The sequence below is a fragment of the Streptomyces sp. TSRI0107 genome, from assembly GCF_001905845.1.
Taxonomy (GTDB): domain Bacteria; phylum Actinomycetota; class Actinomycetes; order Streptomycetales; family Streptomycetaceae; genus Streptomyces.
In genome coordinates this window covers 492,221-516,882 of the sequence record NZ_LIVZ01000005.1, presented here as the reverse complement: position 1 = coordinate 516,882, position 24,662 = coordinate 492,221, and the positions used below count along the sequence as shown (strand labels likewise).

The 24,662-nt window shown below is 71.3% G+C and carries 22 protein-coding genes and 1 riboswitch; of the genes, 9 read left to right on the top strand and 13 right to left on the bottom strand.

Annotated features, from left to right (window positions below; translation table 11 throughout):
* Nucleotides 1-5: 5 nt before the first annotated feature.
* On the top strand, nt 6-389 hold the full coding sequence (locus AMK31_RS16095; protein ID WP_073941199.1) for a winged helix-turn-helix transcriptional regulator: 384 nt from the start codon (nt 6-8) through the stop codon (nt 387-389).
* Between the two features lie 136 nt (nt 390-525).
* Entirely contained in the window at nt 526-1,686 is a 1,161-nt protein-coding gene (locus AMK31_RS16090) for a serine hydrolase domain-containing protein (RefSeq protein WP_073941198.1), read from the top strand.
* Nucleotides 1,687-1,745: 59 nt separating this feature from the next.
* Here the strand turns inward: AMK31_RS16090 and AMK31_RS16085 are convergent, their stop codons facing one another.
* Complete coding sequence (locus AMK31_RS16085) at nt 1,746-3,989, bottom strand: heavy metal translocating P-type ATPase (RefSeq protein WP_073941197.1); 2,244 nt, start codon at nt 3,987-3,989, stop codon at nt 1,746-1,748.
* A 128-nt stretch (nt 3,990-4,117) separates the two neighbouring features.
* Between AMK31_RS16085 and AMK31_RS16080 the strand changes: the two genes are divergently transcribed.
* Entirely contained in the window at nt 4,118-5,095 is a 978-nt protein-coding gene (locus AMK31_RS16080; protein WP_073941196.1) for a hypothetical protein, read from the top strand.
* Nucleotides 5,096-5,108: 13 nt separating this feature from the next.
* On the opposite strand, the gene AMK31_RS16075 is transcribed toward AMK31_RS16080, so the two are convergent.
* On the bottom strand, nt 5,109-6,293 hold the full coding sequence (locus tag AMK31_RS16075; protein WP_073941195.1) for an ABC transporter substrate-binding protein: 1,185 nt from the start codon (nt 6,291-6,293) through the stop codon (nt 5,109-5,111).
* Between the two features lie 191 nt (nt 6,294-6,484).
* A complete protein-coding gene (locus tag AMK31_RS16070; RefSeq protein WP_073941194.1) occupies nt 6,485-7,924 on the bottom strand; it encodes a gamma-aminobutyraldehyde dehydrogenase in 1,440 nt (479 codons plus the stop codon).
* Between the two features lie 162 nt (nt 7,925-8,086).
* On the opposite strand from AMK31_RS16070, the gene AMK31_RS16065 reads away from it, so the two are divergent.
* The 6 genes from AMK31_RS16065 (at nt 8,087) to AMK31_RS16040 (ending at nt 13,796) form a co-directional block, all read left to right on the top strand.
* Complete coding sequence (locus AMK31_RS16065; RefSeq protein WP_073941193.1) at nt 8,087-8,602, top strand: Lrp/AsnC family transcriptional regulator; 516 nt, start codon at nt 8,087-8,089, stop codon at nt 8,600-8,602.
* A 20-nt stretch (nt 8,603-8,622) separates the two neighbouring features.
* Nucleotides 8,623-9,987 (top strand): aspartate aminotransferase family protein, encoded by a 1,365-nt coding sequence (locus AMK31_RS16060; protein WP_073941192.1) that lies wholly within the window; start codon nt 8,623-8,625, stop codon nt 9,985-9,987.
* Nucleotides 9,988-10,172: 185 nt separating this feature from the next.
* Nucleotides 10,173-10,913: an ABC transporter ATP-binding protein gene (locus AMK31_RS16055; protein ID WP_073941191.1), complete on the top strand. Its 741-nt coding sequence runs from the start codon at nt 10,173-10,175 to the stop codon at nt 10,911-10,913.
* A complete protein-coding gene (locus tag AMK31_RS16050) occupies nt 10,895-12,313 on the top strand; it encodes a hypothetical protein (RefSeq protein ID WP_073941190.1) in 1,419 nt (472 codons plus the stop codon). The genes AMK31_RS16055 and AMK31_RS16050 overlap by 19 nt, the downstream gene beginning before the upstream one ends.
* A gap of 134 nt (nt 12,314-12,447) precedes the next feature.
* On the top strand, nt 12,448-12,855 hold the full coding sequence (locus tag AMK31_RS16045; RefSeq protein WP_073941189.1) for a VOC family protein: 408 nt from the start codon (nt 12,448-12,450) through the stop codon (nt 12,853-12,855).
* 230 nt (nt 12,856-13,085) lie between these two features.
* Entirely contained in the window at nt 13,086-13,796 is a 711-nt protein-coding gene (locus tag AMK31_RS16040) for an LAETG motif-containing sortase-dependent surface protein (protein ID WP_241842656.1), read from the top strand.
* A gap of 125 nt (nt 13,797-13,921) precedes the next feature.
* Here the strand turns inward: AMK31_RS16040 and AMK31_RS16035 are convergent, their stop codons facing one another.
* The 10 genes from AMK31_RS16035 to rpsB form a co-directional block, all read right to left on the bottom strand.
* Nucleotides 13,922-14,719: a maleylpyruvate isomerase family mycothiol-dependent enzyme gene (locus AMK31_RS16035; RefSeq protein ID WP_073941187.1), complete on the bottom strand. Its 798-nt coding sequence runs from the start codon at nt 14,717-14,719 to the stop codon at nt 13,922-13,924.
* Nucleotides 14,720-14,729: 10 nt separating this feature from the next.
* Nucleotides 14,730-15,764, bottom strand: a complete 1,035-nt coding sequence (locus tag AMK31_RS16030) for an ABC transporter ATP-binding protein (protein WP_073941186.1) — start codon at nt 15,762-15,764, stop codon at nt 14,730-14,732.
* Complete coding sequence (locus tag AMK31_RS16025) at nt 15,764-17,443, bottom strand: ABC transporter permease (protein ID WP_073941185.1); 1,680 nt, start codon at nt 17,441-17,443, stop codon at nt 15,764-15,766. The genes AMK31_RS16030 and AMK31_RS16025 overlap by 1 nt, the downstream gene beginning before the upstream one ends.
* Nucleotides 17,419-18,492 (bottom strand): thiamine ABC transporter substrate-binding protein, encoded by a 1,074-nt coding sequence (locus AMK31_RS16020; RefSeq protein ID WP_107468630.1) that lies wholly within the window; start codon nt 18,490-18,492, stop codon nt 17,419-17,421. The genes AMK31_RS16025 and AMK31_RS16020 overlap by 25 nt, the downstream gene beginning before the upstream one ends.
* A gap of 135 nt (nt 18,493-18,627) precedes the next feature.
* Nucleotides 18,628-18,734, bottom strand: a riboswitch (TPP riboswitch).
* Between the two features lie 48 nt (nt 18,735-18,782).
* Nucleotides 18,783-19,889: a 23S rRNA (adenine(2503)-C(2))-methyltransferase RlmN gene (rlmN, locus tag AMK31_RS16015; RefSeq protein ID WP_073941183.1), complete on the bottom strand. Its 1,107-nt coding sequence runs from the start codon at nt 19,887-19,889 to the stop codon at nt 18,783-18,785.
* Nucleotides 19,890-19,999: 110 nt separating this feature from the next.
* Nucleotides 20,000-21,133 (bottom strand): phosphatidate cytidylyltransferase, encoded by a 1,134-nt coding sequence (locus tag AMK31_RS16010; protein ID WP_073941182.1) that lies wholly within the window; start codon nt 21,131-21,133, stop codon nt 20,000-20,002.
* Complete coding sequence (gene frr, locus AMK31_RS16005; protein ID WP_043506945.1) at nt 21,133-21,690, bottom strand: ribosome recycling factor; 558 nt, start codon at nt 21,688-21,690, stop codon at nt 21,133-21,135. The genes AMK31_RS16010 and frr overlap by 1 nt, the downstream gene beginning before the upstream one ends.
* A gap of 140 nt (nt 21,691-21,830) precedes the next feature.
* The gene (gene pyrH, locus AMK31_RS16000; RefSeq protein ID WP_073941181.1) at nt 21,831-22,589 is read right to left on the bottom strand and encodes a UMP kinase; all 759 of its coding nucleotides are present in this window, start codon (nt 22,587-22,589) and stop codon (nt 21,831-21,833) included.
* A 191-nt stretch (nt 22,590-22,780) separates the two neighbouring features.
* The gene (gene tsf / locus AMK31_RS15995; RefSeq protein ID WP_073941180.1) at nt 22,781-23,617 is read right to left on the bottom strand and encodes a translation elongation factor Ts; all 837 of its coding nucleotides are present in this window, start codon (nt 23,615-23,617) and stop codon (nt 22,781-22,783) included.
* A gap of 151 nt (nt 23,618-23,768) precedes the next feature.
* On the bottom strand, nt 23,769-24,635 hold the full coding sequence (rpsB, locus tag AMK31_RS15990) for a 30S ribosomal protein S2 (RefSeq protein WP_073941179.1): 867 nt from the start codon (nt 24,633-24,635) through the stop codon (nt 23,769-23,771).
* Between the last annotated feature and the right edge of the window lie 27 nt (nt 24,636-24,662).

Here is a 24,662-nt window from a genome sequence, read left to right as displayed (position 1 = left end):
GGTGCGTGACCTACGACCAGGCCTTCCTCGCCGACTGCCGTGCCCGGCTCGCCTTCGACCTGCTCGCCAACACCTGGAACGCGGTGGTGATATGGGCGCTCAAGGACGGCCCGTACCGCCCCGGCGAACTGCGTGAGCGCATCGGCGGGATCAGCCAGAAGGTGCTGACCGAGACGCTGCGCCGGCTGGAGTTCAACGGGCTCGTCGCCCGGCGGGCGTACGGCGGCGCCCCGCCGCGCGTGGAGTACGAGCTCACCGCGCTCGGCCGGACCCTGCTGGCTCCGATCGACGCCTTCGGCGCCTGGGCGTTCGAGCACGGCGACGAGGTGATGGCGGCCCAGGAGCGTCACGAACCCGCCCCCCAGACGCCCCCTAGGGGCTCCTCCTGACAACTCCCGGGGCACGCGGGGCTGTTGATCCGGGACGGGCCAGGGTCCGGCACCCTCCTCACGGGCGATCCGGGGTGGGACGGCGTCCCCGGAAGATGATCAGCATCGTCCCGCCGACCCCAGGAGCCGACCTCCGATGCGTCTCAGCCGTCGTACGACCATGGCCGCGGTCCTCGCCCTCGCCCTCGCGGCGGGTGGCCCGCTGGCAGCCGGCCCCGCCGTGGCCTCCCCCGCGCCGCCCGCCGCCGACCGGCAGCAGCGGCAGGCTCCGGACACGGTCGCCCTGAGCACGGCGCTCGAGGACGTGCCGAACGCGCACGCCACCGCCGCCCTGGTGCGGATCGGCGGCACGGACGGGGTCTGGCGGGGCAGCGCGGGCGTGCGCGATCTGGTGAGCGGCCGCGCGGCCGACCCGGACGGCCGCTTCCGCGCCGGTTCCACGACGAAGGTGGTGACGGCGGCCGTCGTCCTGGACCTCGCCGCGGAGGGCCGGATCGACCTGAACCGGCCGGTGCAGCACTACCTCCCCGGGCTGCTCGGCCCGGAGTTCCGGCCGGTCACGGTACGGCAGCTGCTGAACCACACCAGCGGCATCCAGCCGGGCGACGGCCTCGGAAGCACGGTCGAGGAGGAGTACGAGCACCGCTTCGACACGCTCACCCCGGAGCGGGTGGTGGCGTCGGCGGTGGCGAAGGGGCCGGAGTTCCGCCCCGGGAAGCGGCAGCACTACCTGAACATCAACTACACGATCCTGGGCCTGCTCATCGAGAAGGTCACCGGCCACTCGTACGCCTCGGAGGCCACTCGGCGCGTGCTGCGGCCCGCCGGGATGCGGGACACGTACTTCCCCGGCACCGACCCCCGGATCGACGGCCCGCACAACCGGGGCTACCAGGTGATGCCGCGGCCCGACGGCACGACCCGGCTCGTCGACGTCACCGAGTGGAACCAGGCGGACCGCTGGGCGGCCGGCGACATGATCTCCACCACCGCCGATCTGGAGCGGCTGGTCGACTCCCTGTTCCGGGGCCGGATCGTGCCGCGGCCGCAGCTGCGGGAGATGTTCCGGGTCCCGGCGCACATCGAGGGCGCCACCTACAGCGCCGGGCTGCAGCGCTTCGAGCACGAGGGCCGGGTCTACTGGGTCAAGTCCGGGGGCCGGTACGGCTACAGCACGGGCATCGGCGCCACCCGCGATCTCAGCCGTACCGTCGTCTACTCGGTCAACGACACCGCCGCGAAGGACGAGTCGGGCAACCCGGTGGTCGACGGCATCGTGGCGGCGGCCCTCGGGTAGCCCGTGCGGAAGGGGGCGACCTCGCGGTCGCCCCCGGTGCGGTCCGCCCTCACCGTTCCTCAGTCCGCGGCCTTGAACCCCCGCAGCCGCAGCGAGTTGCCCACCACGAACACCGACGAGAACGCCATCGCCGCCCCCGCGATCATCGGGTTGAGCAGGCCCGCCGCGGCGAGCGGCAGCGCGGCCACGTTGTAGGCGAAGGCCCAGAAGAGGTTGGACCTGATGGTGCCGAGGGTCCGGCGCGAGAGGCGGATCGCGTCGGCGGCGGCCCGCAGGTCGCCACGGACCAGGGTGAGGTCGCCGGCCTCGATCGCCGCGTCGGTGCCGGTGCCCATCGCGAGGCCCAGGTCGGCCTGGGCGAGCGCGGCGGCGTCGTTGACCCCGTCGCCGACCATGGCGACCGTACGGCCCTCGCCCTGCAGCCGCTTGACCACCTCGACCTTGTCCTCGGGCAGCACCTCGGCGATCACCTCGTCGATGCCGACCTCCTCGGCCACAGCCTCGGCGACGGCCCGGTTGTCGCCGGTGAGCAGCACGGGCCGCAGCCCGAGCGCCCGGAGCCGACGGACGGCCTCCGCGCTGGTGTCCTTGACGGCGTCGGCGACCTCCAGGACGGCCCGCGCCTCGCCGTCCCAGGCCACGGCGATGGCGGTCCGCCCCGCGGCCTCGGCCCGCGCCTTGGCCTCCTTCAGCTCCGCGGGCAGCCCGATCGCCCACTCGTCCAGCAGCTTCTCCCTGCCGACGAGGACGGCGTGCCCGTCTACGACGCCCTGCACGCCGAGTCCCGGCACGTTGGCGAAGTCCTCCGGGACGGGCAGGGCCCCGGTCCGCTCGGTGGCTCCGGCGGCGACCGCCTGGGCGATGGGGTGCTCGGACGCGTTCTCCAGGGCCCCGGCAAGACGCAGGACCTCGTCGGCGCCGGTGCCTTCGGCGGTGTGCACGGCGAGCAGGGTCATACGGCCGGTGGTGACGGTGCCGGTCTTGTCCAGGACGATCGTGTCGGCCTTGCGGGTGGACTCCAGGACCTCCGGGCCCTTGATCAGGATGCCCAGCTGGGCGCCGCGCCCGGTGCCGACGAGCAGCGCGGTCGGCGTGGCCAGCCCGAGGGCGCACGGGCAGGCGATGATCAGCACGGCGACGGCCGCGGTGAAGGCGGCGGTCAGTCCGGCGCCGTTGCCGAGCCAGAAGCCGAGGGTGCCGAGGGCCAGGGCGATGACGACCGGCACGAACACGCCGGAGATGCGGTCGGCGAGGCGCTGTGCGGCGGCCTTGCCGTTCTGCGCGTCCTCGACCAGCTTGGCCATCCGGGCGAGCTGGGTGTCGGCACCGACCCGGGTGGCCTCGACGACGAGCCGACCGCCCGCGTTGACGGTGGCGCCGGTGACGGAGTCGCCGACGCCGACTTCGACGGGGACGGACTCGCCGGTGAGCATGGAGGCGTCGACGGCGGAGGTGCCCTCGACGACGCTGCCGTCGGTGGCGATCTTCTCGCCGGGCCGGACCAGGAACCGGTCCCCGGCCTTCAACTCCGCGATGGGCACCCGCACTTCGGTGCCGCCACGCAGCACGGTGACGTCCTTCGCGCCGAGTTCCATCAGCGCCCGCAGGGCCGCGCCCGCCTTGCGCTTGGAGCGGGCCTCGAAGTAGCGGCCGGCCAGGATGAACGCGGTGACGCCGGCGGCGGCCTCCAGGTAGATGTTCCCGGCGCCGTCGCTGCGGGCGATGGTCAGCTCGAAGGGGTGGGTCATGCCGGGGGTGCCCGCGCTGCCGAGGAACAGCGCCCACAGCGACCACAGGAACGCCGCCGAGGTGCCGAGGGAGATCAGCGTGTCCATGGTGGCGGCGCCGTGCCGGGCGTTGGTCCAGGCGGCGCGGTGGAACGGCCACGCGGCGTAGGTGACGACGGGTGCGGCGAGGGTGAGGGACAGCCACTGCCAGTACTCGAACTGGAGCGCCGGAATCATGGCCATGGCGATCACCGGGACGGCGAGCACCACGGCGGTGAGCAGCCGTTCCCGCAGCGGCTTCAGCTCGTCGGCCGCGGCCTCCGCCGTCTCCTGCGGGGCTTCGGGGGGCGCGGGTTCGTGCGCGGTGTATCCGGTGGCCTCGACGGTGGCGATCAGGTCGGGGACGGTCACGTCCCCGACGTAGGTCACCTTCGCCTTCTCCGTCGCGTAGTTGACGGTGGCGGTGACGCCGTCCATGCGGTTGAGCTTCTTCTCGATGCGCGCCGCACAGGAGGCGCAGGTCATTCCGCCGATGGCGAGTTCGACCTCGGTGGCACCGGGGGCCGTAGTGATCATCGCTCCTCCTGGGATTCCCGCTCGCCGGCTCTGCCGAGCCCTCTTCACTTGATACCCCCTGGGGGTATAAGGTGCTCACATGTATACCCCCTCCGGGTACTGGGATCAAGAGCAGTCTGGAGTCAGAGATGCATCCCCTGCAGAAGATCGGCGCCTTCGGTGCGGCCCTGGCCGCGTCCTTCGCCGCCGCGTACGGCATCGGCGCCACCGTCTCCCCGGTCTCCACGGACGACGGCGGGGGGCACGAGTCGGCCGCCCACTCCTCCCCCGCGTCCGCCGCACCGGGCGGCACCACACCGGGCGGCCTCCAGGTCTCCGAAGGGGGCTACACCCTCGACCTCGAAACCCCCCGCGTGCGCGCGGACACCCCGGCGACCCTGCGGTTCGTCATCCGCGACGCGGACGGCCGGCCGGTGACCGAGTACCGGCGCGAGCACGAGAAGGAACTGCACCTGATCGTCGCCTCACGCGACCTGACCGCCTACCGGCACCTGCACCCCACCCGCTCGGCCGACGGCACCTGGACCACCACCGCCACCCTCCCCGACCCCGGCGGCTACCGCGTCCTCGCCGACTTCACCCCCGCCGCCGAGCGGGAGGGCCTGACCCTCGGCGCCGACCTCGCGGCCTCCGGCACCTACACCCCGGACGCCCTGCCCGCGCCCGCCGCCACGGCCACCGTGGACGGCTACACCGTCACCCTCGACGGCACCCTGAAGGCCGGCGGCGAGAGCGACCTCACGTTCACCGTCCGCCGCGACGGCGAGCCGGTCACCGGCCTCCAGCCCTACCTCGGCGCCTACGGCCATCTGGTCGCCCTGCGCTCCGGAGACCTCGCCTACCTGCACGTCCACCCGCACGAGGAGGCCCACGGCACCGCCGTCTCCGGACCCGAGGTCGCCTTCTCCGCCACCGCCCCCACCGAGGGCGCCTACCGGCTCTTCCTCGACTTCAAGGCCGACGGCGAGGTCCACACGGCGGCCTTCACGGTCCGGGCGGGCGAGCGGGCCCCGGCCGCCTCCGACGCCCCGTCCACCCCGCCCACCCCGTCCGCCCCGGACGCCCCGGCCTCGGAGCAGCACGAGGAGAGCCCGCACGGTCACTGACGGAACGCGGCCGTCACAGCCCGGCGATCGCGTTCCACCGCTTGCCGAACTCCACCCGCTCCCCGGACGTGATGTCCCGGGCGATCGCGAGCCGTTCACGCATCCCGGCGTCCGGGAAGATCAGCGGGTCCTCCGCCAGGGCGGCGGTCTCCGCGTCCTTGGCGGAGGCCAGCACGTCCCGGGCGGCCGGCACGGGGCAGACGTAGTTCACCCAGGCGGCCAGCTCGGCGGCGACCTCGGGCTGGTAGTAGTGGTCGATCAGCCGCTCGGCGTTCGCCTTGTGCGAGGCGAGGTTGGGGATCATCAGGGACTCGGACCACAGCTCGGCGCCTTCCTCGGGGACGACGAAGCGGATGTCGGGGTCGTCGGCCTGGAGCTGGATGACGTCTCCGGAGTACGCCTGGCAGGCGAGCACGTCGCCGCTGGAGAGGTCCTTGATGTAGTCGTTGCCGGTGAACCGGCGGATCTGGCCGCGGCGCACCTGCTCCTCCACCGCGTCGCACATGCGGTGGAAGTCGTCGGCGGTCCAGCGGGTGATGTCGACGCCGTCGCCCTGCATCAGCAGCGCGAACGCCTCGTCGAGGCCGGACAGCAGGGTCACCCGGCCCTTGAGGTCGTCCGCCCACAGGTCGGAGACCCGGCGGATCTCGCGGCCGAGCACCCGGTGGTTGTAGGCGATGCCGGTGATGCCGGACTGCCAGGGCACGGTGGACGCGCGGCCGGGGTCGAAGGCGGGTGAGCGCAGCAGCGGGTCGAGGTACCGGGTGACGTTGGGCTGCCGGGCGCGGTCCATCTCCTGCACCCAGCCCAGCCGGACGAACCGGGCGCACATCCAGTCGCTGACGACGATCAGGTCGCGGCCGGTGGGCTGGTTGTTCATCAGCGCGGGGCTGATCTTGCCGAAGAACTCGTCGTTGTCGTTGATCTCCTCGACGTAGTCGACGGAGATCCCGGTCCGGCGCTCGAACGCCCGCAGGCTGGGCCGGCTGGTCTCGTCCGCGTCGTCGGTGTCGATGTACAGCGGCCAGTTCGCCCAGGTCAGCCGCTTGTCGGTGGCGGAGAGATCGCGGGTGGCGCGGTCGCCGGGCGCGACGTACGCGGCCGGGACGCCGCAGCCGGCGAGTCCGGTGAGGGCGGCGGCGCCGCCGAGGGCGCGCAGCAGCGAACGGCGGGAGAGGTTCGAGGTCCTGGGGGGCACCCCGGAAGGATGCCGGGCCGGTCCGGACGCGGACAATCGACGTCCCGTCGAGTGCGGCCGGGCGGGTTCGGGACACCCTGTCCAACGGGGGCCGGACGTGACGTCGAAGGTGGCGCCGGACATGACGTGGCCCCGGACGGTCCGTCCTCCGTCCGGGGCCACGGGTCACGGGTTCACGTACTCCCGCGGGATCATGCGTCCAGCGACGTCATGACGTGCTTGATGCGGGTGTAGTCCTCGAAGCCGTAGCCCGACAGGTCCTTGCCGTAGCCGGACTTCTTGAAGCCGCCGTGCGGCATCTCGGCGACCAGCGGGATGTGGGTGTTGATCCACACGCAGCCGAAGTCGAGCTTCTTGGACATCCGCATGGCTCGGCCGTGGTCCTTGGTCCACACGGAGGAGGCGAGGGCGTACTCGACGCCGTTGGCCCAGGTGACCGCCTGCTCCTCGTCGGTGAAGGACTGCACGGTGATGACCGGGCCGAAGACCTCGTTCTGGACGATCTCGTCGTCCTGCTTGAGGCCGGAGACGACGGTCGGGGCGTAGAAGTAGCCCTTGTCGCCGACCTGGTGGCCGCCCGCCTCGACCTTGGCGTGCGCGGGCAGCCGCTCGATGAAGCCGGCGACCTGCTTGAGCTGGTTGGGGTTGTTCAGCGGGCCGTACGCCACGTCCTCGTCGTCCGGCTGGCCGGTCTTGGTCTCGGCGGCGGCCTTGGCGAGCGCGGCGACGAACTCGTCGTGGATGGACTCCTGGACCAGCACGCGGGTGGCGGCCGTACAGTCCTGGCCGGCGTTGAAGAAGCCCGCGGCGGAGATGTCCTCGACGGCCTTGGCGATGTCGGTGTCCTCGAAGACGACGACCGGGGCCTTGCCGCCGAGCTCCAGGTGGACGCGCTTGACGTCCTTGGCGGCGGACTCGGCGACGGCCATGCCGGCGCGCACCGAGCCGGTGATGGAGGCCATCGCCGGGGTCGGGTGCTCGACCATGAGGCGGCCGGTCTCGCGGTCGCCGCAGATGACGTTGAAGACGCCCTTGGGCAGGATCGAGCCCATGATGTCGGCGATCAGCACGGTGGAGGCCGGGGTGGTGTCCGACGGCTTCAGCACGACGGTGTTGCCCGCGGCGATGGCCGGGGCGAACTTCCACACGGCCATCATCATCGGGTAGTTCCACGGCGCCACCTGGGCGCAGACGCCGACCGGCTCACGGCGGATGATCGAGGTCAGACCGTCCATGTACTCACCGGCGGAGCGGCCCTCCAGCATCCGCGCGGCACCCGCGAAGAAGCGGATCTGGTCGACCATCGGCGGGATCTCCTCGGTGCGGGTCAGCCCGACGGGCTTGCCCGTGTTCTCCACCTCGGCCGCGATCAGTTCCTCGGCGCGCTCCTCGAACGCGTCCGCGATCTTCAGAAGGGCCTTCTGCCGTTCGGCGGGGGTCGTGTCCCGCCACGCCGGGAACGCGGCCTCGGCGGCCGCCATGGCGGCGTCGACGTCGGCCTGCCCGGACAGCGGCGCGGTGGCGTACGCCTCGCCGGTGGCGGGGTTCACCACCTCGGTGGTGCGTCCGTCGGCGGCGTCCCGGAACTCTCCGTCGATGTAGTTGCGCAGGCGACGCAGTTCGGTGGTCACTGCCGGCCCTCCTGTCGGTGTCCATTCCTTGAGATGCCCACCCTAGTCGCTCGACCCACGGTTTCAACACCCCCCGGCGCGTCGAATCTGCGAAATCCGCAAGCTGGAATCTCACAAACAACGGATTTCATCGATCCTGCCTTGCAAAACTATCGAGTCCTCGTGCACAGTGAGGTCGTGGCCAGTCGAAGCGCAGACCAGAGGGACTCCCGCGAGTCCAGGAACGGCACCCCCCAGCTGGATGCCGTCTCCCTCGCCATCATCGAACAGCTCCAGCAGGACGGCCGCCGGCCGTACGCCGCCATCGGCAAGGCCGTGGGCCTGTCGGAGGCCGCCGTGCGCCAGCGCGTCCAGAAGCTGCTCGACCAGGGCGTGATGCAGATCGTCGCCGTCACGGACCCGCTCACCGTGGGCTTCCGCCGGCAGGCGATGGTCGGGATCAACGTCGAGGGCGACGTGGAGTCCGTCGCCGACGCGCTGACCGGCATGGCGGAAGTGGAGTACGTGGTGATGACCGCGGGCTCGTTCGACATCCTCGCCGAGATCGTCTGCGAGGACGACGACCACCTGCTGTCCGTCATCAACAAGCGCATCCGGGCGCTGCCCGGCGTGCGCTCCACCGAGAGCTTCGTCTACCTGAAGCTCAAGAAGCAGACCTACATGTGGGGAACCCGATAACCCGTGAGGACCCGATAACCGTGAGCACCAAGGACCTCAGCCAGAGCGCGTACGACCACCTGTGGATGCACTTCACCCGCATGTCGTCGTACGAGAACTCCCCCGTCCCGACCATCGTCCGCGGTGAGGGCACCTACATCTACGACGACAAGGGCAAGCGCTACCTCGACGGTCTCGCGGGCCTGTTCGTGGTCCAGGCCGGTCACGGCCGCACGGAGCTCGCCGAGACCGCCTTCAAGCAGGCCCAGGAACTGGCGTTCTTCCCCGTCTGGTCCTACGCCCACCCGAAGGCCGTCGAGCTCGCGGAGCGGCTCGCCGACTACGCGCCGGGCGACCTCAACAAGGTCTTCTTCACCACCGGCGGCGGCGAGGCGGTCGAGACCGCCTGGAAGCTCGCCAAGCAGTACTTCAAGCTCCAGGGCAAGCCGACCAAGTACAAGGTCATCTCCCGCGCGGTCGCCTACCACGGCACCCCGCAGGGCGCCCTGTCCATCACCGGCCTGCCGGGCCTGAAGGCCCCGTTCGAGCCGCTGGTGCCCGGCGCGCACAAGGTGCCGAACACCAACATCTACCGCGCCCCGATCTTCGGCGACGACCCCGAGGCCTTCGGCCGCTGGGCCGCCGACCAGATCGAGCAGCAGATCCTCTTCGAGGGCCCCGAGACGGTTGCCGCGGTCTTCCTGGAGCCGGTGCAGAACGCCGGCGGCTGCTTCCCGCCGCCGCCCGGCTACTTCCAGCGGGTCCGCGAGATCTGCGACAAGTACGACGTGCTGCTGGTGTCGGACGAGGTCATCTGCGCCTTCGGCCGCCTCGGCACGATCTTCGCCTGCGACAAGTTCGGCTACGTCCCGGACATGATCACCTGCGCCAAGGGCATGACCTCGGGCTACTCCCCGATCGGCGCGTGCATCGTCTCCGACCGCATCGCCGAGCCGTTCTACAAGGGCGACAACACCTTCCTGCACGGCTACACCTTCGGCGGTCACCCCGTGTCGGCCGCGGTGGGCCTCGCCAACCTCGACCTGTTCGAGCGCGAGAACCTCACCCAGCACGTGCTGGACAACGAGGGCGCCTTCCTGCAGACCCTGCAGAAGCTGCACGACCTGCCGATCGTCGGCGACGTCCGCGGCAACGGCTTCTTCTACGGCATCGAGCTGGTGAAGGACAAGAACACCAAGGAGTCCTTCAACGAGGAGGAGACCGAGCGCGTCCTGTACGGCTTCCTGTCGAAGGCCCTCTTCGACAACGGCCTGTACTGCCGCGCCGACGACCGGGGTGACCCGGTCATCCAGCTCGCCCCGCCGCTGATCTCCGACCAGGAGACGTTCGACGAGATCGAGCAGATCCTGCGCGCCACCCTGACGGAGGCGTGGACCAAGCTGTAGATCCCCGCGGTGCCGTGGCCCGGGGTGCGCCCGAACGAGTGAGAAGGGCGCACCCCGGGCCGCGTGCTGTCCGGCGTTCCCGCCCCGGATCCCTAGCGTGCCTGGTAACCGATCGGCCCCGTCTTCGTTCCCCCGCACGGGGGAACAGGCACGGGAACTACGGATCTGAACCGAGGTGTACGCCCATGGAGGCCCCGCCGGACAACGACGTGCTCTGGGCACGGTCACTGCACTTCACGCACCGGGACGGCTCGCCCGCGCTGAACGGCGTCTCGCTCGGCGTCCGCGAGGGCGAGATCCTGGCCGTCAACGGCCCGCGCGGCAGCGGCAAGAGCACCCTGCTGGGCTGTCTGTCCGGGCAGCTGCGCGCCCAGCGCGGCGAGGTCTGGTTCAACAGCGTCCCCGTGCACACCATGGGCCCCATCGCCCGTGAACGGCTGCGCCGCGACCGGTTCGGCTGGATCGACCCCGCCCCCTCCCTCGTACCGGAGCTGAACGTCTGGGAGAACGCCGCGCTCCCGCTGATGCTGCGCGGCACCAGCCGGCGCCGGGCCAAGGTCGCCGCCCAGGAGTGGCTGGAACGCCTCGACATCGGCGAGAAGTCCCGCAAACGGCCCGCCGACCTGCTCCAGTCCGAACGCCAGCGCGTCTGCATCGCCCGCGCGCTCGCCCCCGCGCCCACCGTCCTGTTCGCGGACGAGCCGACCGCGCCACTGCACCGCGCGGACCGCGGTCACGTGCTGCGCACCCTCACGACGGCGGCCCGCTCGCACGGCATCACGGTGCTGCTGGCCACCCACGACGCGGAGACCGCGGCCCTCGCCGACCGCACGGTCTCCCTGCTGGACGGACGCCGCGTCACCACCGTCCACCTGCCCCCGGCCCCCGAGACGGAAGGCCGGGCCGCGTGCTCGCTCTCCGCCTGACCCGCAGCGCCCACCCGGCCGTCCAGCTGCGCCGCCTGCTCGTCGCGGCGGCCTCGGCGGGTACGGGCTTCCTCCTGCTGTCCGCACTGGGCTACGCGCTCGGCCACCCCGACGCCCCCGCCGGGTCCCTGCTGCTCCGGCTCGCCTGGTGCGCGGTCCCGCTCGCCGCGACGGTCCACTTCGCCGTCGCGGTCGCCCGCACCGACCCCGCGACGGCGCCGCGCCCCGGCCTCGCGGCGATCGGCCTGGGCCCGGCCCGCCTGATGGCCATCTCGACGGTCACCACCGCCCTGGCCACCACCCTGGGCTCCATGCTGGCCCTGCTCTTCTTCCTCCACCTGCGCGGCGACCTCACCGGCCTGCCCTTCGACGGCGCGGCGGCGGAGTTCCTGGCGGCCGACCAGCCACTCCCCCTCCCGGCGACCCTCACCCTTCTGGCCTCGATCCCGACGACCGCGTCCCTCTCGGTGGCCCTCACCCTCCGCCCCCAGGACCCCCGGCCCCAGACGTCCCACCGCCACTTCGGCCGCTTCGGCGCGTTCGGGGGCCGGACACGGGGGCCGGAGACGTTCGGCACGTACGGGAGATTCGGTTCCCGTGCGGGTGACCGGCGGGCCACGGGAGGCACCGGCGGCCCGCGGGCGGTCGTACCGTCCGTGGCACAGACGGGCGCGGGCGGCACCCGGCCGGCGCCGGGCGGCGCGAACGCGCCGGCCCCGGACGGCGCGACCGCTGCGGACCCGGACGGCGCGCCCGATCCCCGCAGCGTGACGCCGGGTACCGCGCAGGCGCCCGCCCCCAACCCGACCGCGACCCTCCCCTGGGGCATCGCCACCCTCGCCGCCGGGCTGGCCGCCGAGGCCTACGCGGGGCGCACCGCCGTCCCCACCGACGTCACCATGCCCGGCGGCCTGGGCGCGGGGCCGCTCGGCGTCCTGGTCGGCTGGGCGCTGACCGCCGTGGGGCTCGCGCTGGCCGGCCCCGGCCTGACCCACCTCTGCGGCCGGCTGCTGCAAGCCGCCCACCCCGGCGCGCTGCGCCTCCTCGCGGGCCGCGCCCTGATGGCTGAGTCCGGCCGCATCGGCCGCCCCCTGGGCGTGGTGTGCGCGGTGGCCTCCGCCGGCTACGCCCTCGCCGTGCTCCAGGACCAGGCCGCCCTCGGCCCGCTCACCACGCTGGGCGCGTTCCTGGTCGCCGGCTGCACCACCGCGACCCTCCTCACCGCCGCTGTGGAGGCGCGGCAGGTCCGCGCCGACACCACCGCCGCCCTGCTCCGCCTGGGCGCCCCCGCCACCGTGCTGCGCGGCGCCGCCGCGTTGCGCGCCGGTGCGCTGCTGACGGTGTTCGGTCCGCTGACCCTGCTCGTCGCGGCGCTGGCGGCCCAGCCGCTGGCCCGCTGATTCGCGGCCCGCTCGGAACTCGTACGAAAAAAATCTCCGAACGCCGATGAGTTCCTGTCGGCCCCCCGGTCCAACCCCACGAGAACGACAACGGAACCGGGAAACCCGGCACCACCCCAGGGAGAGACCTCACCATGTACCAGCAGATGATCTTCGTGAATCTGGCCGTCGGCGACCTCGACGCCTCGAAGAAGTTCTTCACCGAGCTGGGCTACTCGATCAACGCCCAGTTCAGCGACGAGACGGCGGCCAGCGTGGTGATCAGCGACACGATCATCGCGATGCTGCTCACCAAGGAGAAGTACGCCCAGTTCACCAAGAAGGAGATCGTCGACGCCACGAAGAGCAGCGAGGTCCTCATCGCGCTCAGCGCGGAGAGCCGCGAGAAGGTCGACGAGCTGGTGGACAAGGCGATCGCGGCGGGCGGCAAGGCCACCGGCGAGACCCAGGACATGGGCTTCATGTACGGCCGCGCCTTCGACGACCTCGACGGCCACACCTGGGAGGTCGTCTGGATGGACCCGGCGGCCGTGGAGGGCTGACGGCGCGTCGAAACGTGCGGGCGGTTAATAAGCGGGCAAAGGCAACGCCCGTGCCGGGCATATGCGTTGACACTTCTTACGGAGCGCTTATAAACCTGTGAGCCTCCTGGGGACGCCGGGGCGCCTGCCACAGGCGGGCGTCACCCCGCCCCCGTCAACCCCCCGCATGTGCGTATCCCGTAAGGACAAACGTGTCCATAACCCGCCGTAACGTCGCACGTCCCGTGCGCATGCTCGGTGTCCTGTCCGCTTCCGCCGCGCTGGCGCTCGGCGCCGCCGGCACCGCCCTCGCCGATGACATCGGCGATTTCTCCGCCGCGGCGGACTGCGACGGCGCCAAGGGCGTCATCACGGTCACCGACGAAGACCCCTCCGGCACCCCGGCGACGGTCTCGGTCTATCTGGAGAACAACGGCGCCGACGCCCGCTTCGTCGGCAGCCGGAAGGTCAAGGGCTCACGCGAGGGCGCCACGGTCACCTTCGCGGAGGACTGGGAGCCGAACGCCACCTACCGCATCCGCGTCAAGGCCGGGAACCAGGTCGACGAGGACATCGCGCCGTTCCTGACCACCCCGTCCACCGCCTGCGCGGCCGGGGACACCCCGGCGCCCACGCCCACGCCGACGCCGACCCCGTCCGGCACCCCGTCGGAGTCCGAGTCCCCCTCGGGCACCCCGTCGGCCCCGGCCGGCACCGCCACCGCGGCACCCTCCGCCCCGTCCACTCCGTCCGCCCCGTCCGACTCCGGGAGCGACGGCTCGGCATCCGCTGACACTCCGAGCAACGCCCCGGCGCCCGCGGTCGGCGAGTCCCACCTCGCCGACACCGGCGCGAGCTCCAGCACCGGGCTGATCGTCGGCATCGCGGCCGCTCTGGTCGTCGTCGGTGGTGGCGCGGTGTTCCTCGGCATGCGCCGCCGCGGCACGAACGGCGACCGCTGATCACCACGTACCGCTGATCAACCAGGTCAACCAGGTACCACTGGTCCTTCACGTACGACGGCCCGCCCCCGCTACGACCACGGGGGCGGGCCTGCGGCGTCGGCGCGTCGGGGGTCCGGTCCGGCTCAGCCGAACGTCGCCCGCTCCAGCCAGAACTCCAGCAGCTCCCGGTCGCCGAGCACCTCGACCTCCGGGCTGTCCAGGGGCAGCCGGCGGTAGAAGGCGAGCAGCACCGAGGTGAGCGGGCCGCGCAGGGCGACGGCCGTCTTCTCGTGGCCGCGGCGCCAGTCGACCCCGTCCTCGGTCAGCTCGATGACCCACTCGGCGTCGAGTCCGGGCGCGGCGTCGGTCGCGTGGAGGTGGATGCCGCGCCCCGTGCCGCGCAGTCCGCCCGCCGGGCCGTCCGGCATGACGCGCTGCATGAACCGCACGATCTCCAGCCACTCGTCCACGGCGTCGGCCGCCACCTCGGGCGCCACCTCGTAGGGCTGCCCCACGGTGAGCGCCGCGTCGGCACGGTGCACGGTGATCTCATGGGTCATCCGGCGCGCCCAGAACCCGCTGCTGTTGATGCCGGACCACGCCCACACCTCGGCGTCGGGACCGGCCTCCCGCAGCGTCGCGACGACCGCCTCGCCGGTCTCGGCCAGCCAGGAGTCCAGCGCCGCCGCGTCGCCCCTGGCCTCGGGACCGCCGGCGCCCGGCACGTCCCTCGGCTCGACCTTCTCCTCGGCCCGGGTGCGCACCAGCAGCTCCGCCCAGCGCAGGGCGCCACCGGTGTGCCGGACGAGCTGTTCCAACGACCAGTCGGGACAGGTCGGCACGGTCGCGGCGAGGTCTGCGCCCGAGGTGATCAGATTCCTCAACTGGCCCACCTGGTGGGCGATTTCATCGCAGTAACGGTCATATGCAAGTCGGGTCATGACTCGCACCCTATGAGCCGCCCATTCGGTCCAGCACCACGATTTCGGCCATGTCGAACTCCACGCCGACCACGTCCCCGACCTCGGGCGCCGACCGCAGCGCGCACGCCGCCTCCAGGCGCGGGGCGCCCTCGGGCTGGAGGTGCACGGCGACATGGGTGCCCTTGAAGGTGCGGGCGGCGACCGTGCAGCGCAGGCCCGCGTCGGCGGCCACCAGGCGCACTCCGGCGGGCCGTACGAGCAGTGTGCCGGGCCCCTGGGCGGCGCCTTCGGGGACCGGCAGCTTGCCCCAGGGGGTGGCGGCGGCCTGCCCGGTGACGGTGGCGTCGACCACGTTGTCGAAGCCGAGGAAGCGGGCCACGAACGCGTCCGCCGGCCGCTGCCACACCTCGAGCGGCGTCCCGGACTGGGCGATCCGCCCGTCCCGCATCACCACGACCCGGTCGGCGAGCGCGAACGCCTCGCCCTGGTCGTGGGTCACGGCGAGCACGGTGGTGCCCAACCGCCCGAACAGCTCGCGGAGTTCCACCACCAGCCGCTCCCGCAGCGAGCGGTCGAGCTGGCCCAGCGGCTCGTCGAGCATCAGCAGCCGGGGCCGGGGCGCGAGCGCGCGGGCCAGCGCGACGCGCTGCTGCTCGCCGCCGGACAGCGCGGCCACGGCCCGGCGCGCGGCACCTGGCAGTCCGACGAGCTCCAGCAACTCCCGCACCCGCTCGTCCTGCCCGCGCCGGGCAACGCCGTGCATGCGCAGCCCGAAGGCCACGTTGCCGCCCACGTCCCGCTGCGGGAACAGCTGGTGGTCCTGGAACATCAGTCCGACCTCGCGCCGGTGGGCGGGCACCCCCGTCTGGTCGCGCCCGTCGAGCACCACCCGCCCGGCGTCGAGGGGTTGCAGTCCGGCCACCGCCCGCAGCAGGGTCGACTTACCGCTGCCGCTGGGCCCGAGCACGCACACCACCTCGTGCTCGGCGACGGCGAGATCGACCGCGTCGAGCACGGCCCGCCCGCCGAACCGCACCGTGGCACCGTCGAGCCGAAGCAGCATCAGAACTCCCCCGTCCGGTCGGTCCGCAGTCGCTCCAGCACCAGCAGCGCCACCGCGCACACCACCATCAGAATCGTCGACAGGGCCATCGCCTGCCCGTAGTTGAGGTCCCCGGGCCGCCCCAGCAGCCGGGCCACGGCGACCGGCAGGGTGGGATTGTCGGGCCGGGCGATGAAGACGGTCGCCCCGAACTCGCCCAGCGACACGGCGAACGCGAACCCGGCCGCGACCAGCAGCGCCCGCCGCACCATCGGCAGGTCGACCTCCCGCCACACCCGCCACGGCGACGCCCCGAGCACCGCCGCCGCCTCGCGCAGCCGTACGTCCACCGCCCGCAGCACGGGCAGCATGGTCCGCACGACGAAGGGCACCCCGACCAGCGCCTGCGCCAGGGGCACCAGGATCCAGGAGGCCCGCAGGTCAAGCGGTGGTTCGTCGAGCGCGATCAGGAAGCCGAAGCCGACGGTCACCGCGGAGACGCCGAGCGGCAGCATCAGCAGCGCGTCGAACCCTCGTACGAACCGTCCGGCGTCGCGCCGGGTGAGGGCCGCGGCGGCCAGACCGCCGATCAGTACAGCGATGGCGGTGGCGGCGAGGGCGTACTCCAGGGAGTTGCCGACCGCCTCGATCGGCGGGACGAGGAAGGTGCCGCCGTCCTCGCGGGTCAGCGCCTCGTAGTAGGCGAGGCCGGGCGCGTCCAGGGACCGCTGCACCAGCACGGCCAGCGGCAGCAGGATGAGGACGACGACGGTGACGAGCACCCCGGCGAGCAGCGCCCACTGCCCGGCCCCGCGCGGCCGGCGCGCCGTCACCGACGCGTCCACCAGCCGCAGCGCGGTCTCCCGCCGCCGGACCGTCCATGCGTGCACGGCGAGGATCGAGCCCACGGCGGCGAACTGCACGAGGGTGAGCACGGCGGCCGTGGACAGGTCGAAGATCTCCGAGGTCTGCCGGTAGATCTCCACCTCGAGCGTGGAGAACCCGGGGCCGCCGAGGATCTGCACCACGCCGAACGAGGTGAAGGTGAACAGGAACACCATCAGCGCGGCTGCGGCCACGGCGGGCGCGAGCGCGGGCAGGGTGACCTGCCGCCAGGCCCGGAAGGGGGACGCGCCGAGCATCCGCGCGGCCTCCTCCTGCCGGGGGTCGAGCTGCGCCCACAGTCCGCCGACCGTGCGGACGACGACGGCGTAGTTGAAGAAGACGTGCGCGAGCAGGATCGCCCACACGGTGGTGTCCAGCCGTACGCCCCACAGGTCCTGGAGCAGCCCGCCCCGCCCGAGCAGCGCCAGGAACGCCGTGCCGACCACGACCGTGGGCAGCACGAAGGGCACCGTCACCAGGGCCCGCAGGACCTGCTTGCCCGGGAAGTCGAAGCGCGCGAAGACATACGCGCCGGGGAGCGCGATCAGCAGCGTGAGGGCCGTCGAGACGAGCGCCTGCCAGGTGGTGAACCACAGGACGTGCCGGATGCCGGGCTGCGCGAGCACGTCCCACGGCTGCCCGAACCGCCAGGCCCCGTCGACGTTCAGGCCGCGGGCGACGATCGCGGCGACGGGGTAGGCGAAGAAGACCGCGAAGAACGCGACGGGCAGGGCCATCAGGCCGAGCCGCGCCGCCGCGCTCCCGCGAGTCCTGACGGCCCCCTTGCCGACTACTTCAGTACGAGCGAGGTCCACGACTTGACCCAGTCGTCACGGTTCTCGGCGATCTTCGCCGGGTCCATCGTCTCGGGGTCCTCGGCCTGCGGGCCGAACTTCACGAACTCCTCGGGCACCGCGGCGCCCTCGACCACCGGATAGACGAACATGTTCAGCGGCATGTCGGCCTGGAACCGCTCGGTGAGCAGGAAGTCGAGGAGCGCCTTGCCTCCCTCCGCGTTCTTCGCGTTGCTCAGCAGCCCCGCGTACTCGACCTGCCGGAAGCAGGTGCCCTCGGCGACACCGGTGGGCGCGGTCTTCGGCTGGGGGTCGGCGTAGATCACCTCGGCGGGCGGGGAGGAGGCGTACGACACGACCAGCGGCCGGTCGGCGCCCGCCTTCTTGCCGCCCGCGGAGCCCGAGAACTCCTCGTTGTAGGCCTGCTCCCAGCCGTCGACCACCTTCACGCCGTTGGCCTTCAGCTTCTTCCAGTAGTCCTGCCACCCTCCCCCACTCTCGGCTTCGCTCGAGCGGGAGGTGGCCCCATCGCCGTATGCGGCGGCGGTGCCCAGCAGGAAGCCGAGGCCCGGCGAGGACGTCGAGGCGTTCTCGGTGACCAGGAGGTTCTTGTACTCCGGCTTGATCAGGTCGTCGAACGAGTCGGGCGGGGTCAGCTTGTGCTCGCTGAAGTACGCCTTGTCGTAGTTGACGCAGATGTCGCCGGTGTCGACGGGCGTGACCCGGTGCTTGTCCTGGTCGGCGCGGTACTCGGGCAGGACCTGGTCGGAGCCCTTCGGCTCGTACGACTGGAACAGCCCGTTGTCGAGGGCGCGGGACAGCAGCGTGTTGTCGACGCCGAAGAACACGTCGCCCTGCGGGTTGTCCTTCGTCAGGATCGCCTTGTTGACGGCCTGGCCGGCGTCGCCGTCCTCCAGGACCCGGACCTTGTAGCCGGACTCCTTCTCGAAGGCGGCGAGGACGTCCTTCGAGACGGCCCACGAGTTGTGGCTGACGAGCGTGACGGTCCTGGAGTCGCCGCCGCCCGCCTGGTCGCCGTCGGACGACCCGCACGCGGACAGCCCGACCATGCCGAGGCCCACGACGACGGCCGCGAACCGCTTGCTGGTGATGCTCACTGAATTCCTCCTGGGATGACCAGGAAGAGACGCGGCCCTGCCCGGGGCTCTCGGAAGTTTCCGAAGGCTCCGGGCAGGGCGCAACAGCTCGAGTGGTGACCGATCTCCCTACCCAGAATGACCTGGGCCAGGTTCGGAGGGTCTGCGGCCGTGTGCCGCACTCTCAGCGCTGTGGCGCTCCCCTGTCGGAATATGAAGATGTACTTACCGCAGTCGTTCTTACTGCACGGACGGCGGCAAGACTACCTCTCGGTGGCCGCGAGCTGACCACACGCCCCGTCGATCTCCTGACCACGGGTGTCCCGGATCGTCACCGGCACACCATGCGCGGCGATCGCCTCGACGAACGCCTTCTCGTCCTCGGGCCGCGACGCGGTCCACTTCGAGCCGGGTGTCGGGTTCAGCGGGATGAGGTTGACGTGCACGGGCCGGCCCTTGAGCAGCCGCCCGAGCCGGTCGCCACGCCACGCCTGGTCGTTGATGTCCCGGATCAGCGCGTACTCGATGGACAGCCGGCGCCCGGACTTCTCGACGTAGTCGAACCCGGCGTCGAGCACTTCGCGCACCTTCCACCGGGTGTTGACCGGTACGAGGGTGTCGCGCAGTTCGTCGTCGGGCGCGTGCAGCGAGATCGCGAGCCGGCACTTGAAGCCCTCGTCGGCGAACCGGTGGATGGCGGGGACCAGCCCCACCGTCGACACGGTGATGCCGCGCTGCGACAGCCCGAGCCCGTCGGGGGCCGGGTCGGTGAGGGCGCGGATGGCGCCGACGACCCGCTTGTAGTTGGCGAGCGGCTCGCCCATCCCCATGAAGACGATGTTCGACAGCCGCGCGGGCCCACCGGGCACCTCACCGTCGCGCAGCGCGCGCATGCCGTCCACGATCTGGTGCACGATCTCGGCGGTCGACAGATTCCGGTCCAGACCGGCCTGCCCCGTCGCGCAGAACGGGCAGTTCATCCCGCACCCGGCCTGCGAGCTGATGCACATGGTCACCCGGTCCGGGTAGCGCATCAGCACCGACTCCACGAGCGTGCCGTCGAAGAGCCGCCACAGCGTCTTGCGGGTGGCGCCCTCATCGGTCGACAGATGCCGTACGACGGTCATCAGCTCCGGGAACAGCGCCTCGCGCAGCTTGTCGCGGGAACCGGCGGGGATGTCGGTCCACTGCTCCGGGTCGTGCGCGTACCGCGCGAAGTAGTGCTGCGAGAGCTGCTTGGCACGGAACGGCTTCTCACCGACCTCCGCGACGGCGTCCTTGCGCTCCGCGGGCGAAAGATCAGCGAGATGCCGCGGCGGCTTCTTGGCTCCGCGCGGCGCGACGAAAGTGAGTTCTCCGGGCTTGGGCATGGTTCTACCAGTGTCGCAGATCCAATCGGGTGACCCGGCCGCCCGAAAGGACCAAGGACAGAGCCCCCGCCCTGGGCAGGGCGGGGGCTCGTCAGTGTTCGGTGCGGCGGTCAGGTGCTGCCCACGAAGAGGACCAGCAGGAGCCACACGACCGGTGCCGTGGGGAGCAGGGAGTCCAGCCGGTCCATGATGCCGCCGTGGCCGGGGAGCAGGGTGCCCATGTCCTTGATGCCCAGGTCCCGCTTGATCATGGACTCGCCGAGGTCGCCCAGCGTGGCGCTGGCCGCGACGGCGAGGCCGAGGAGCAGGCCCTGCCACCAGATGCCGTCGTCCACCAGGAACTGCATGCACAGCGCGCCCACCGCCATCGCGAACGTCACCGCGCCCAGCAGGCCCTCGCGGGTCTTGCCGGGGCTGATCCGGGGCGCCAGCTTGTGTTTGCCGAACCGCCAGCCGACCGCGTACGCCCCGGTGTCGCTGACCACCGTCAGCAGCAGGAACGTCAGCACCCGGTACGGCCCGTCGTCGGCCGTCAGCATCATCGCGACGAACGTGGCGAGGAACGGCACGTAGAACGCGGCGAAGACGCCGGCCGTGACGTCCTTGAGGTAGCCCTCCGGCGGTTCCGTCATCCGCCAGACCAGCACCGCCAGCGCGGTGAGCGCCATCGCGACCCACGCGCCCTCGGCGCCCCGGACGTACCCGGCGACGACCATCGCGGCGCCGCCGATCGCGAGCGGCACCAGCGGCGCCCGGATGCCCTTGCGTTCCTCCAGGCGCTTGGTCAGTTCCCACAGCCCGACCACCACGGCGACCGCGATGACACCGACGAAGACGGCCTTGACGACGAACAGCGAGGCGACGATCACCGCGCCGAGTCCGAGCCCGACCCCTATCGCGGCACCGAGGTCGCGGCCCGCGCTCTTCTTCTGCGGTGCGGGCGCCGGCTGCGGGGCGTCGTGCATGGGCTCCGGATTCTGCGGCGTCGCAGCGTGGGACGGCGCCGACGTGCTCTCGTCTCGGAACAGGGGGCCGCTCAGCCGAGCGGCCCCCCGGTCGTCATCCTGGTTTCCGCCGTGTGCGGATACGTCGGGCACGATGGGCATGGGCCGAGTCTGCTGCGCGTCAAGCGCATCGTACGCGGGACCCGCCGGGGCGGCCCGCTGGACCGGACCCCGGATCGGCCCCTGGTCGGACGGCTGCCAGTACCCGGTCTGCGGCGTCCCCCAGGAAGAGTCGTTCATCAGACCTCGAGCAGTTCGGCTTCCTTGTGCTTCAGGAGCTCGTCCACCTGGGCGACGTACTTCGCGGTGGTGTCGTCGAGCTCCTTCTCCGCACGACGGCCCTCGTCCTCGCCGATCTCGCCGTCCTTGATCAGCTTGTCGATGGCGTCCTTGGCCTTGCGGCGCACGGAGCGGATCGAGATCTTCGCGTCCTCGCCCTTGCCCTTGGCGACCTTGATGTACTCGCGGCGGCGCTCCTCGGTCAGCTCCGGGAACACCACACGGATGATGTTGCCGTCGTTGCTCGGGTTGACGCCCAGGTCGGAGTCGCGGATCGCCTGCTCGATGTTGCGCAGCGCGCTCTTGTCGAACGGGGTCACGACGGCCATGCGCGGCTCCGGCACGGAGAACGAGGCCAGCTGGTTGATCGGCGTCGGTGCGCCGTAGTAGTCGGCCACGATCTTGTTGAACATCGCCGGGTGCGCACGGCCGGTGCGGATCGCGGCGAAGTCCTCCTTGGCGACCACGACGGCCTTCTCCATCTTCTCCTCGGCCTCGAGGAGGGTCTCTTCGATCACCACTTGCTCCTGCGTGTCTTGAGTAGGCCCGGCTGCGGTTGACGTTGTGGTCGGCGGCCGGCTGCGTCGCGTCTTCTTCCTGCACGGTTCCCGACCGGCAGGACATTGTCCATCCCCCGGTCAGGGGCCGTGGTCACCGGTCAGTCCCGGCTGCCCTGGTCACCCACCAGCGTGCCGATCTTCTCACCCTTGACGGCGCGAGCGATATTGCCCTCCGCAAGAAGCTCGAAGACGAGGATCGGCAGGCTGTTGTCGCGGCACAGCGTGATGGCCGTGGCGTCGGCGACCTTCAGGTCGCGCGTGATGACCTCGCCGTAGCCGAGCGCGTCGAACTTCACGGCGTCCGGGTTGGTCTTGGGGTCGGAGTCGTAGACCCCGTCGACTCCGTTCTTGCCCATCAGCAGCGCCTCGGCGTCGATCTCCAGGGCGCGCTGGGCGGCGGTGGTGTCGGTGGAGAAGTACGGCATGCCCATACCGGCGCCGAAGATGACCACACGGCCCTTCTCCAGGTGGCGCACGGCGCGCAGCGGGATGTACGGCTCGGCGACCTGGCCCATGGTGATGGCGGTCTGGACCCGGCTGTCGATGCCCTCCTTCTCCAGGAAGTCCTGGAGGGCGAGGCAGTTCATCACGGTGCCGAGCATGCCCATGTAGTCGGAGCGGGCGCGGTCCATGCCGCGCTGCTGGAGTTCGGCGCCACGGAAGAAGTTGCCGCCGCCGATGACGACCGCGATCTGCGCTCCGTCGCGCACGACGGCCGCGATCTCGCGGGCGATCTTGTGCACCACGTCGGGGTCGACGCCCAGGCCCCCGCCACCGGAGAAGGCCTCTCCGGACAGCTTCAGCAGAAACCGGCCGGGCACTTTGCCGTCGTCGCTCTTCTGGGCCTTGGTGGTCATGGGGATCCCGCCTCTTTCACGTGTTGCACATACGAAGAAGGCCATTGCCGGTGGGGTGTCGTTCGCATCCCATGCGCGGCAATGGCCTCCTCGTCAGATCTGCTGTCGCCCGCCACACGTGTCTGCGTGGCGGCGTACGCAAACGACCGCACCCGACCCTATCGGGATCGAGTACCCGTTGCGGTACGGACTCAGATGCCGACCTTGATGCGCGCGAAGCGCTTCAGGGTGACACCGGCCTCGTCCAGAACCTTCTGGACCGACTTCTTGTTGTCCAGCGCGTACGGCTGGCCGAGCAGCGTGGCGTCCTTGAAGAAGCCGTTGACGCGACCCTCGACGATCTTCGCGATCGCGGCCTCGGGCTTGCCCTCGGCGCGGGTGGTCTCCTCGGCGATACGACGCTCGGACTCGACGACCTCGGCCGGGACGTCCTCCTTGGAGAGGTACTTCGGCGCGAAGGCGGCGATGTGCTGGGCGATGCCCTTGGCGACCTCGGCGTTCGGCTTGTCGAACTCGACGAGGACACCGATCTGCGGGGGCAGGTCGGGCATCGTGCGGTGCATGTAGGCGAGCACGAAGCCGTCGGCGTACTGCGCGAAGCGGTCCAGGACGATCTTCTCGCCCAGGTTGGCGTTGGCCTCGTCGACGAACGCCTGGACGGTCTTGCCGGCCTCGATCTCGGAGGCGAGCAGGGCCTCCAGGTCGGCCGGGGAGGTCTTCGCGACGTGCTCGGCGATGGCCTGGGCCACGGCCTGGAACTTCTCGCCCTTGGCGACGAAGTCCGTCTCGCACTTCAGCTCGACGAGGACACCGGAGGAGTTGTCGTCGGCGATGATCGAGACCACGGCGCCGTTCTCGGCGGAGCGGCCCTCGCGCTTGGCGACGCCCTTCTGGCCCTTGATGCGCAGCGCCTCGACAGCCTTCTCGACGTTGCCCTCGGCCTCGTCCAGCGCCTTCTTGCAGTCCATCATGCCGGCGCCCGTGAGCTCACGGAGCTTCTTGACGTCGGCGGCGGTGTAGTTCGCCATGAGTCTGTGAATCTTTCTCGAAGTCTGGAGGATCGGAGATCTGCACGGTCCGCGATCCAGGGTGTGGATCGCGGACACCGCGCTGACCTACGGGTGAACGGCGGGAGCGGACTTGATGTCAGCTCCCGCCGTCAACGGCTGACGCTGACGGTCAGGCCTGCTCGCCCTCGGCGGCCGGAGCGGCCTCGGCGGCGGGCGCCTCGGCAGCGGGCGCCTCGGCGGCGGCCGGGGCCTCCTCGGCCTTCTTCTCGCCCTCGAGCAGGTCGCGCTCCCACTCGGCCAGCGGCTCGCCCGCGGCCTTCTCGCCCTTGCCCTCGGTGGCGACACCGCTGCGGGCGATGAGGCCCTCGGCGACGGCGTCGGCGATGACGCGGGTGAGCAGGGTGACGGAGCGGATCGCGTCGTCGTTGCCCGGGATCTTGTAGTCGACCTCGTCGGGGTCGCAGTTGGTGTCGAGGATCGCGACGACCGGAATGTTCAGCTTCCGGGCCTCACCAACGGCGATGTGCTCCTTCTTGGTGTCCACGATCCAGACGGCGCTCGGCACCTTCTGCATCTCGCGGATACCACCGAGGGTCTTCTCCAGCTTGGCCTTCTCGCGGGAGAGGACCAGGAGCTCCTTCTTGGTCAGACCGGAGGACGCGACGTCCTCGAAGTCGATCTGCTCCAGCTCCTTCAGGCGCTGCAGACGCTTGTAGACGGTCGAGAAGTTGGTGAGCATGCCGCCCAGCCAGCGCTGGTTGACGTAGGGCATGCCGACGCGGGTGGCCTGCTCGGCGATGGCCTCCTGCGCCTGCTTCTTCGTGCCGACGAACATGACCGTGCCGCCGTGGGCCACGGTCTCCTTGACGAACTCGTAGGCGCGGTCGATGTACGACAGCGACTGGAGCAGGTCGATGATGTAGATGCCGTTGCGCTCCGTGAAGATGAAGCGCTTCATCTTCGGGTTCCAACGACGGGTCTGGTGACCGAAGTGGACGCCGCTCTCCAGCAGCTCCCGCATCGTGACGACGGCCATGGCCGTACTCTCCTTGAGTTTCTCGGT